Source organism: Mesorhizobium sp. M0074, from assembly GCF_040322975.1.
In the GTDB taxonomy this organism is placed as follows: Bacteria; Pseudomonadota; Alphaproteobacteria; order Rhizobiales; family Rhizobiaceae; genus Mesorhizobium.
The window spans coordinates 19,024-28,300 of the sequence record NZ_JAMYUM010000039.1 but is presented as its reverse complement, the minus strand read 5'-3'; the positions used below and the strand labels follow the sequence as shown (position 1 = coordinate 28,300).

The 9,277-nt window shown below is 63.0% G+C and carries 8 protein-coding genes; 6 read left to right on the top strand and 2 right to left on the bottom strand.

Annotation, left to right across the window (positions count from 1 at the left end; genetic code table 11):
• The first annotated feature begins 159 nt into the window (after positions 1 to 159).
• Genes NKJ73_RS32305 through NKJ73_RS32290 form a run of 4 tightly spaced genes read left to right on the top strand, consistent with a single transcriptional unit; the run spans position 160 to position 1,259 of the window.
• Complete coding sequence (locus NKJ73_RS32305) at positions 160 to 687, top strand: hypothetical protein (protein WP_352572397.1); 528 nt, start codon at positions 160 to 162, stop codon at positions 685 to 687.
• Positions 684 to 830, top strand: coding sequence for a DUF1419 domain-containing protein (locus NKJ73_RS32300; RefSeq protein ID WP_352572395.1), 147 nt, complete (start codon positions 684 to 686; stop codon positions 828 to 830). The genes NKJ73_RS32305 and NKJ73_RS32300 overlap by 4 nt, the downstream gene beginning before the upstream one ends.
• Entirely contained in the window at positions 769 to 1,089 is a 321-nt protein-coding gene (locus NKJ73_RS32295) for a DUF1419 domain-containing protein (protein ID WP_352572393.1), read from the top strand. The genes NKJ73_RS32300 and NKJ73_RS32295 overlap by 62 nt, the downstream gene beginning before the upstream one ends.
• On the top strand, positions 1,005 to 1,259 hold the full coding sequence (locus NKJ73_RS32290; protein WP_352572404.1) for a hypothetical protein: 255 nt from the start codon (positions 1,005 to 1,007) through the stop codon (positions 1,257 to 1,259). The genes NKJ73_RS32295 and NKJ73_RS32290 overlap by 85 nt, the downstream gene beginning before the upstream one ends.
• Before the next feature lie 461 nt (positions 1,260 to 1,720).
• Here NKJ73_RS32290 and NKJ73_RS32285 read toward each other — a convergent pair whose 3' ends face one another.
• Positions 1,721 to 2,110: a hypothetical protein gene (locus NKJ73_RS32285; RefSeq protein ID WP_352572391.1), complete on the bottom strand. Its 390-nt coding sequence runs from the start codon at positions 2,108 to 2,110 to the stop codon at positions 1,721 to 1,723.
• A 465-nt stretch (positions 2,111 to 2,575) separates the two neighbouring features.
• On the opposite strand from NKJ73_RS32285, the gene NKJ73_RS32280 reads away from it, so the two are divergent.
• Positions 2,576 to 3,232, top strand: coding sequence for a transposase (locus NKJ73_RS32280; protein ID WP_352572389.1), 657 nt, complete (start codon positions 2,576 to 2,578; stop codon positions 3,230 to 3,232).
• A gap of 36 nt (positions 3,233 to 3,268) precedes the next feature.
• Here the strand turns inward: NKJ73_RS32280 and NKJ73_RS32275 are convergent, their stop codons facing one another.
• Complete coding sequence (locus NKJ73_RS32275) at positions 3,269 to 4,462, bottom strand: DUF1173 domain-containing protein (RefSeq protein WP_352572387.1); 1,194 nt, start codon at positions 4,460 to 4,462, stop codon at positions 3,269 to 3,271.
• A gap of 186 nt (positions 4,463 to 4,648) precedes the next feature.
• On the opposite strand from NKJ73_RS32275, the gene NKJ73_RS32270 reads away from it, so the two are divergent.
• Complete coding sequence (locus tag NKJ73_RS32270) at positions 4,649 to 9,271, top strand: strawberry notch-like NTP hydrolase domain-containing protein (RefSeq protein ID WP_352572385.1); 4,623 nt, start codon at positions 4,649 to 4,651, stop codon at positions 9,269 to 9,271.
• Positions 9,272 to 9,277 lie beyond the last annotated feature (6 nt).

The following is a 9,277-nucleotide window of genomic DNA, read 5'->3' as shown; positions in this document are numbered from 1 at the left end:
ACCCACCCCTCTCCCAACCGGGCCCCCGCGGTGCTGGGCGGGCCTTTTCACCCCGGCGGCGCGCGGCCCGCCGCCCCCCCCCCCCAATACCCCCCCCCCCCGCCGGCCCCGGGCCGCCCCCCCCCCCCCCCGGGCCTGTTCCATTTCATGGAGATCGAAATGTTCGACTGGAACAGAACCTGCTCCTATAACGAGCAACAGAAGAGACGTTTCCACACGACAGCCCGTTCACGGCTGAAGAAACTCGCCGCCGAGCTTGCCCTGCCGCCGGGAAGCTTTGACTTGCGCTCGAACAAGGCGGGCATCGCCGTTTCCGGTGAAATTACCCTCCACCATGACCGCGCCTACATCCAGGTCGGCCAGTTCGGATTGTCCTCAGGTCATGGCATCCTGATCCGCACCTGCAAGGGCCGAAAGGACTATACCGGCTGGGCCAACCACTTCGTTGCACTCGGCATGCTCGACGACATCCCGGCGCTCGCGGCTGCCGTGCGTGCCGTCACCGGGGTTGGTCGAGACGCTTCGCGTCGCTCCGAGCGCCGCCGCCTGAACCCTGCAAACCCCATCATCGCCGGTGCACGCGCCGGCCGCAGGCTCGGCCAGTCGACAGCCACAACACCACCAAGCAGTTGCGCCGACGCGGTTCATGCCGCGCGTGGCCGACCTGCGTTCAGGAGAAGCCCATGACCGCACATCCATCCTTGAGGAAGGTGCTCGACGGCGTCGCAACCCGCGGAGAGATGTTTTCGCTGTTCAACCGGCATCGCGATGATGCCGGCGTCGATCCCTTTGCGGCTCGATTTACGCTGGGGAATGGTTCGAGATCTTGAAAGTGAGTATCGCTTCATGCTCGCGCTGCTGCCGCCGCTCTTCCAGCGCACCGGCATGTTCGGGCTGTCCGAGTATAAGGCCGGATATGTGACCAGTGTCTTCTTCTCGATCCGCATCCATGGCCGCGAACGCTGGTTCTCTGCGGCCTTTCAGATAAATGCAGTCCGGATGCTATGCGGGCCACCATCGCCGCCTATGAGACTGGTGCGGTCGACAGCACGATGCGCGAGGACAAGCTCGAGGCGATCTGGAACATGACGCCTGTCGAACTCAGGGGCATTGCCCGCATGCTGATCCGGAGACCGGGTGGGCCGAACATCGCGGCAAACGCACGATTCTCATTAACGCCGGAAGGCATGATGCTGTCTTCAAGCTGCTCGATCTGTCGGATCTCGAGATTGACGAACTCCTGTCCTCCGCCCGATTAAGCCAGAGTTCAAAGAAGGGAGGCGACGATAGAGGTTGTCCCTGAGAGCTGCCGCTCGGAAGCGAAACGCCCCTATTAGCATGGTCCGCCTACTCCGCTGAAATGGGCGCGTCGGATAGGCCATTCGGCGCGATCGCCTATCGAGGAGGCGTTCTATCGGACGCCGACGGGCGAGACGCTCTCGCACATAACGATCGCTTGCACGCGGCCCTATCGCTTTCAAAGATACCGTGACGGCGACCGACATTGTTCAATCAGTGCTTCGCCGCCGGCCTGCGCATTTTCACGGTATTTGAAGCCAGCACCGGCGAGATGCTCGTAGTCAAGCGAGCCACGTATCAGGGTTAGACTTCAACTCGGATGATCCTGGTCAGCTGATCACCGTGGCAATCGCCCATAGCGAGGCCGTGTGGCCGACTGGCTCGACGATATGATCGATCAGTCGCCGAACAAAACTTCGGATCAGGACCTGCCGCGCGGGATGTATCCGGCATTGCGTAAGGCGTCGATGCTGGCCGGGCCGGCGATACTCGTCCTGGCCTGCATCGGCAGCGGCAGAGTGTTCCAGTCCTCCAAGGGAGCGATAGAGCTGGAGAAACTGCCATTGACCATGCAATGGCTGATCGCCGAGCCCTGCTTGTCCAGCGCCAGAATGCCTGTCTGGTTGCTTGGATTTCGGACGGCGGCGATCCGCTGCATCTCCAAGTCGCCATCGATGCGCAAATCAAAAAGCAGGACGCCGTGGCTTCTGTTGGCGATTTCTGCGACTTTTTCCGCAAATCCAAGAGGAAGCGCACGAACGCTTTCGACCGCCATCCCGAAAATAATCGCGTCCAGCTCATCCGCCGCCATGAGAAGATTTGCTCCCAAGAAAATCAGGATTGCAATCGATGCAGTCGGTTGTGCACCTCGGATGCCGACGGCTGTTAGTCCCTTGTGCGTTTTGCCCCGCGGCAACGAATGACGGCGTGGGCGGCGCTCGATGCAGCGAGGGGCTTTACCGAAAGCCTCGTCAGCATGTCGAAATTTGTCAGCTGCCGGTGGATCGAGCGAAGTGGCCCCTGTGGATGGCAGGCATGGATACGCTCCGAAGGTCGCGTCAAATGAAACCTCGGCTCGCAATAGACGGTTTGCGTCCCGGTGATCTAGCCAGTCCCCGAGATCAGTGAAACCTCGCTTGCTCGTCGCTGGCCTTCTCCGATAAAGCTCGGCAAGAGCGATAAGATGCCTGGGCGTAGGATACTCGCTGACGCGAAACAGCGACTTGGCTTGCAAGTCGTCCTCACATCAAGGAAGGACCAGGTCCGGCCATTTATCGTGGAAGTGAAACAGAAGCGCGGCAAGCAAAAGCCAAGCCATTCGATCTGGGGTGGTCTCGCCCTGTCCAAAATTGTCACGGGAATGACGCAGCTGTCTGATGGTGCGCAGTTGCCAAATTCTGAGCTCATTGACTCCAGTATAAGACCCATCGATGCTGAAGAAAGTGACAATCCACAAGCGGAGCATATCGTGGCCGATTCTCAGGAAGCTCAAACTGTTGAGACAACAGTGGCACCAGCCAAAGTGGAAGCCCCTGAAGCGAAGAAGAAAGTTCCACGAGCAAAGAAAGCCAAGGCAGAGCTCGCCAAGCCGACCCGCAAGAACCGGGCGAGACCAAGGCCCCAGGCGGCTGAACCTGCGGTGGCAGTGCGGACCGCCCGGAAGACCTATTCTGAGAAGGAACGCGCCCAGAAGCTTGCCCAGATCGAGAAGTCGATCGCTGGGGGTGCGACCAGCAAGAGTGCGGTCGGCCAAGCCGGCATTTCGGAGCAGACCTACTATCAGTGGAAGAGGGCTGTGGCGCCTTCTTCAGATAGCGGCGATCTCCGTGATCTTGTCGCGCTCGAAGAAGAAAACAAGCGCCTTAAGAACCTGCTTGCTGACCGTCTGAGCAAGGAAAATGCCGAGCTCAAGAAGAAGCTGGGCCTTGCGTAAGACATACTGAGCCCTCGTTCGAAATTCCGCCGACGCTCAGAGCGGTAGCGGCGGCATATCGGCTTCGCCGACCCGCCACACCCAGGAGCCGATCTCCGGACGCGCGGCGATCATTTCGTCGAGCGAAGCCTCGAACGTTTCGTCCGCACCGGCCGGGACGACAAAGAGCGCGATCGGCTGCTGCCTGTTCTGAAGCAAAGCGGTGGCGATCGGCTGGTCGGTTTGCAGGTCGTAGCGCAATCCCTTCACGCTCTTCTCGTGAAGGCGGGCGAGCGCGTCGACGAGCCTCTTCTCAGGGACCGTCTCGTAAGGGATCCAGTTCTCGGACACCACCATCAACGCGATCTCCTCGACGATGGCGAGTCCGGCCGGGTTCAGTCCGAAGGTCGCGATCACTATCAGATGTGAAGTCGAATCCGCTCCCCACAGCGACAATTCTTTCTCGAAACGTACCTGCAAGCGGCGGTGCAATGCATCGTCGATGATAAAGGGAAAACCGGGCAAATGCCTGATGACAAGTTTCTGACCGGAGCGGGCAAGAACAATCTCCTTCACCTCGCCGACCAGAACCAGCAGCTTTCGTGGGCCGGATTTCGGCGGAAGCGCCGTGCCGAGAACCGCGTTGCGACGCTGCTCGATCGCTTCCTTGTTCTCGGCGCGAAACGGCTCGGGCACGAACAGGGTATCCGCGAGCGGTCCGGCCCTCACCGTCATTTGCCCGGCAGCCTCGAGCAGATGCCAGCGGACATTCCACCAATGTCGCTTGCCGGCCCATCGGGATGTCCAGACCGTCAATTCGGCCTCGTGCCAGAGATAATGAAGGAGGCCACGCAGCGACAACCTCCTGGGATCACCGGTTACGCTGGCGGAACTTTGCCCCGCAGGCACGGATGCTGCCCGGCTCCCTGTCTTCGACAGGCTGAAGTCCAGTTTGAGGGCCGCCATGCCGCTTTGCGGATCGAGCTGAATCGCGCTGCCCATCAAGGCGCCTAGCCCGGACAGTTCGTAAGGTGATTCATATGAATCGCAGGACGGATCATGGCCGCCGCCGCTCAGCGGCATGCGCTTGATCAGATGAAGGTCGCCGATGCGGGCGATGTACATCGGGCAGCCCGGCTCGCGGCACAGGCATAGCGGACGCTCGGTGCGGGCATAGGCGTTCGCCAGCGCCGCCTGCAGGTCTGGAGCTCCCTCCTCGTAGACCTCACTGCCAATTCTGAACCGTCGCATCACCTCCGCAGCTCCAGGTCGCCGCCGCATCCCTGTCCGCGCATTCAAGTCATGGCTTTGCGCAGAGCGCAACCCGTTTGGTGCATCGGCGCCAGAGGGAGAGGGGAGCCGGGAGGAGTGCGGCCCGGCTGGCGCGCAGAGAGTGCCGCCGCGGGCGCCACTCCCCCTCTCGCGAAGGACATCGCCATGAACATCGTTTCGACCACATCTGCCGTCGCCCGGACGGCCGCTCCCCTCGGCGTGCCGGCACAAGACGCCATCGACACCGCCCAAGCGATCCATCAGGCGGGAATGCTGCTTTTGCCTTTCCTCGAACAGGGCGAGCCTGTCACCACCGCCGCACTGCGCACCACCATGACGGACAGCTTCGGCGGCAGCGATGCGCAAGGGTTCTGGGTCTGGAAGGACGCCTATGAGGCGCTCGAAACCGCCCAGGTTCTGTTTCTGCGCCGGTTCGGCCCTGCGATCCTGTCCCGGTCCACCACGCCGCAGGCAACGCTGGCGATGATCAAGCGCATCGCCGAACTTCTTCCCACCCATACGCGACGCTCCGACGAGAGCCAGGCCATGCAGCAGCTCTCCACGCCCTTGCCGCTGGCCTTCGTCACAGCGCACGCCGCGGCGATCGCATCTTGCGACCTCGTTCTCGAACCCTCGGCCGGCACCGGTCTGCTCGCCGTCCATGCCGAGATGGCGCGCGCCTCGATCGCCCTCAACGAGCTTGCCGCGACGCGGGCCGATCTCCTCGGCCTGCTGTTTCCACGTGTTACCGTCTTCCGGCACGATGCCGCTCATATCGACGACCATCTCGATGCAGCGATCGAGCCGTCCGTCGTCTTGATGAATCCGCCCTTCACCGTTGGGGCCTATGTCGACGGACATGTTCCCGATGCGGCATGGCGGCACCTCTCTTCCGCATTCGCCCGCCTGCGCGCCGGCGGGCGCCTCGTTGCCGTCACAGGCACCGGGCTGTCTCCCGAAAACCCCAAATGGCGGCCCGCCTTCGAACGCCTGCAGCAGCAGGGCACCGTCATCTTCACCGCAGCGATCGACGGCCATGTCTACGCCCGCCATGGGACGACGGCCGAGACCCGCTTGACCATCATCGACAAAGTTCCTGCTACCGACCCAACCAGCTTCTCCGGCTCGCCGGGCAAGGCCACGGATGTCGGGACGCTGCTCTCCTGGATCTCCGCGCTGCCGCCCCGGACACCGGGCGGCTTTCCAGACTCGATCGGTGCATTGTCCAGCGGCATCCTGCGCAATGCCGCCATGCACATGGGTGCCCGATCGGGGGCGAGAGCCGCACCCCTCGGTGTCTCAACGGGTGCTCCGAAGGCCATCCAATCGGTCCGCCCGACTGCGCGGGCGAAGCCCGCCCGCCAGGTCATGGCAAACAGCACGCCGGCTGTCCCCCTTGCCTACGAGCTGCGCGACTGGATGCCGGAGAAAGGCGGCCGGCTTACCGACAGGATCTACGAACCCTATGCGCTCCAGTCGATCCACATTCCACGGGCAAAGCCGCATCCGACGCCGCTCGTGCAGTCGGCCGCCATGGCCGCCGTAGCGCCGCCGAAGCCTTCCTATCGGCCGCTTCTTCCTGATGCGATCATCGACGGGGCCCTGCTGTCGGACGCCCAGCTCGAAAGCGTCATCTACGCCGGCGAAGCCCATTCCGGCCATCTCGCCGGGACCTGGACGGTCGACGAGACCTGCGACGTCGTCTCGGCCGCACCAGAAGGTGCTGCGAACGCTGTCCGCTTCCGCCGTGGATGGTTTTTGGGTGACGGAACCGGTTGCGGCAAGGGCCGGCAAGTCGCCGGCATCATCCTCGACAATTGGCTGCAGGGCCGCCGCCGTGCGATCTGGATTTCCAAGTCGGACAAATTGCTTGAAGACGCCCAGCGCGATTGGGCAGCACTCGGCCAGGAAAAACTCCTCGTCCAGCCGCTCTCGCGCTATCGGCAGGACACACCGATCCGCCTTGCCGAGGGCATCCTGTTCACGACCTACGCAACCCTGCGCTCGCAGGAACGGGAGGGCAAGAAATCCCGGATCGCTCAGATCCTCGACTGGGTTGGCCAAGAGGCGGGGAGGGCCGAAGGCCCGACAGGGACTGGAGAGAAGCCGGCGAGGAGGGACGAAGGCCCGACGGGGAACAGAGAAAACTCTGCGGGAAGGACCGAAGGCCCGACGGGGATTAAAGAAAGCCAGACAGGGCTTGGAGAAAACCAGTCGGGGGCCAAAAAATCTTTCGATGGCGTTATCATCTTTGACGAGGCGCACGCCATGGCCAATGCCGCTGGCGGCAAAAGCGAGCGTGGCGACGTCGCGCCCTCGCAGCAGGGCAGGGCGGGGCTGCGGCTGCAGCACGCCCTTCCCGACGCGCGCGTCGTCTACGTTTCCGCGACCGGTGCGACCGCGGTCGAGAACCTCGCCTATGCGCAGCGTCTCGGCATTTGGGGCAGCGAGGATTTTCCATTCGCCAACCGCGCCGAGTTCGTCGCTGCGATCGAGGAAGGCGGTGTCGCGGCGATGGAAGTGCTCGCCCGCGATCTCAAATCGCTCGGCCTCTATGCGGCGCGTTCGCTTTCCTATGACGGCGTCGAATACGACCTCCTCGAGCACGAGCTGACCCACGAACAGATCCGCATCTACAACGCCTATGCCGATGCGTTCCAGGTCATTCACAACAACTTGACCGCCGCACTCGAGGCGACCAACATCACCAGTGAGTCCGGCACGCTGAACCGCAACGCAAAATCGGCGGCGCGCTCGGCCTTCGAGAGCACCAAGCAGCGCTTTTTCTCGCATTTGATTACCTCGATGATGACGCCGACCCTGATCGGCGCGATCGGACAGGATCTTGCCGATGGCCATTCGGCAGTCGTGCAGATTGTCTCGACGGGCGAAGCGCTGATGGAACGACGCCTTGCCGAGATCCCGACCGAGGAATGGTCGGACCTGCATGTCGACGTCACGCCGCGCGAGTATGTCGGCGGGTACTTGATGCACTCCTTCCCCACCCAGTTGTTCGAGGAATATTCGGACGCCGAAGGCTATGTCTGTTCGCGGCCTGTCCACGACGAAGATGGCAACCCGGTTCAATGCCGGGAGGCTGTTCGCCGGCGCGACGAGATGATCGAAAAACTCGCATCGCTGCCGCCGGTCGGCAGCGCCCTCGACCAGATCATCCATCATTTTGGCACAGACACCGTCGCCGAGGTGACCGGCCGCTCGCGCCGCATCGTCAAGAAGACCGGCCGCGACGGCATCGACCGGCTGGCCGTGGAAAACCGCCCTGGCTCGGCCAATCTGGCCGAGACCCAGAGTTTTATGGATGACGACAAGAGCGTTCTGATCTTCTCCGACGCCGGCGGTACAGGCCGCTCCTATCACGCCGATCTTGGGGTGAAGAACCAGAGGCTGCGCAAGCACTATCTGCTCGAGGCCGGCTGGCGCGCCGACAACGCCATCCAGGGTCTCGGAAGGACCCACCGCACAAATCAGCAGCAACCGCCGCTGTTCCGGCCGATGGCCGCCAACGTGAAGGCTGGCAAGCGATTCCTGTCGACGATCGCGCGACGGCTCGACACGCTTGGCGCGATCACGCGCGGCCAGCGCCAGACCGGCGGGGCAGGGCTGTTCCGGTCCGAGGACAATCTCGAAAGCCCCTATGCCCGTGCGGCCCTTCGCCAGTTCTATCTTCTGTTGCACCAGGGCAAGATCGACGGCTGCTCGCTCACGACCTTCGAGACGGTAACCGGCCTGTCGCTGACGACTGATGAAGGCGGGCTGCGCGACGAACTACCGCCGATCACGACCTGGCTCAATCGCCTGCTGGCGCTGCGCATCGAGACCCAGAACCTGCTGTTCGAGGTGTTCGAGCAGTTGATGGCGGGAAGAATAGAAGGCGCCATTTCCGCCGGCACCTACGACAAGGGCCTGGAGACCATCACGGCGGAGAGCATCGTCGTCACCGATCGCCGCACCGTCTACGCGCACCCGGTCTCGGGCGCGCAGTCGCATGTCCTGACGGTCGCGCGGAAGGACCGTATCCAACCGCTCGGCCTCGTCGACGCGCTGGCCATCGTCCGGGCGGAACCGCAATCGGTTCTGCTGGTGAACGCCCGCTCCAGCCGTGCGGCGATCCGGCTGCCGACGGCGAGCCTGATGCTCGACGACGGCACAGTTGAACACCGCGTGCGCCTGCTGCGGCCGACGGACGAGCTGCGCTTCGGTCTCGACGCCCTTGCCGAAACACACTGGCAGCCCGCCGACCGAAAACTCTTCTGTGAATTCTGGCAGGCAGAAATCGACGCCGTCCCCGAATTCACCACCAGCACTTTCCACACCGTGACGGGTCTGCTGCTGCCGATCTGGCGTCGGCTGCCGGACGACGACTGTCGAGTCTATCGCATGCAGACCGATGCCGGCGAACGCATCATCGGGCGTCACATCGCGCCGACCCTTGTCGCGACCATGTTCCGCAATCTGGGGCTCGACGATGTACCCAAGCTCGCGCCGGAAGATGCCTGGACCGGGCTTGTCGACGGACGGATCGGACTACAACTCGCCGATGGCCTGATTCTGCGCCGCAGCCGCGTCATGAATGACTACCGTGTCGAATTGATCGGCTTCACCGACGCGATGGTCGCCCGGCTGAAGGCGCTGGGGCTGATCTCCGAGATCATCTCCTGGAAGCTCCGGCTGTTCATCCCGACGACCGCGCAAGGGACCGCCATCCTCGCCGCGCTCCTCGACCGCCATACGCTGGTTGGCGTCACCGACCGTACCCCGGCGGCTTGAGGGGAG

Coding starts and splice junctions, on each gene's coding strand:
- NKJ73_RS32270 (WP_352572385.1), top strand. CDS start 4,649: ATGAACATCGTTTCGACCACATCTGCCGTCGCCCGGACGGCCGCTCCC.
- NKJ73_RS32275 (WP_352572387.1), bottom strand. CDS start 4,462: ATGCGACGGTTCAGAATTGGCAGTGAGGTCTACGAGGAGGGAGCTCCA.
- NKJ73_RS32295 (WP_352572393.1), top strand. CDS start 769: ATGATGCCGGCGTCGATCCCTTTGCGGCTCGATTTACGCTGGGGAATG.
- NKJ73_RS32300 (WP_352572395.1), top strand. CDS start 684: ATGACCGCACATCCATCCTTGAGGAAGGTGCTCGACGGCGTCGCAACC.
- NKJ73_RS32290 (WP_352572404.1), top strand. CDS start 1,005: ATGCGGGCCACCATCGCCGCCTATGAGACTGGTGCGGTCGACAGCACG.
- NKJ73_RS32305 (WP_352572397.1), top strand. CDS start 160: ATGTTCGACTGGAACAGAACCTGCTCCTATAACGAGCAACAGAAGAGA.
- NKJ73_RS32285 (WP_352572391.1), bottom strand. CDS start 2,110: ATGGCGGCGGATGAGCTGGACGCGATTATTTTCGGGATGGCGGTCGAA.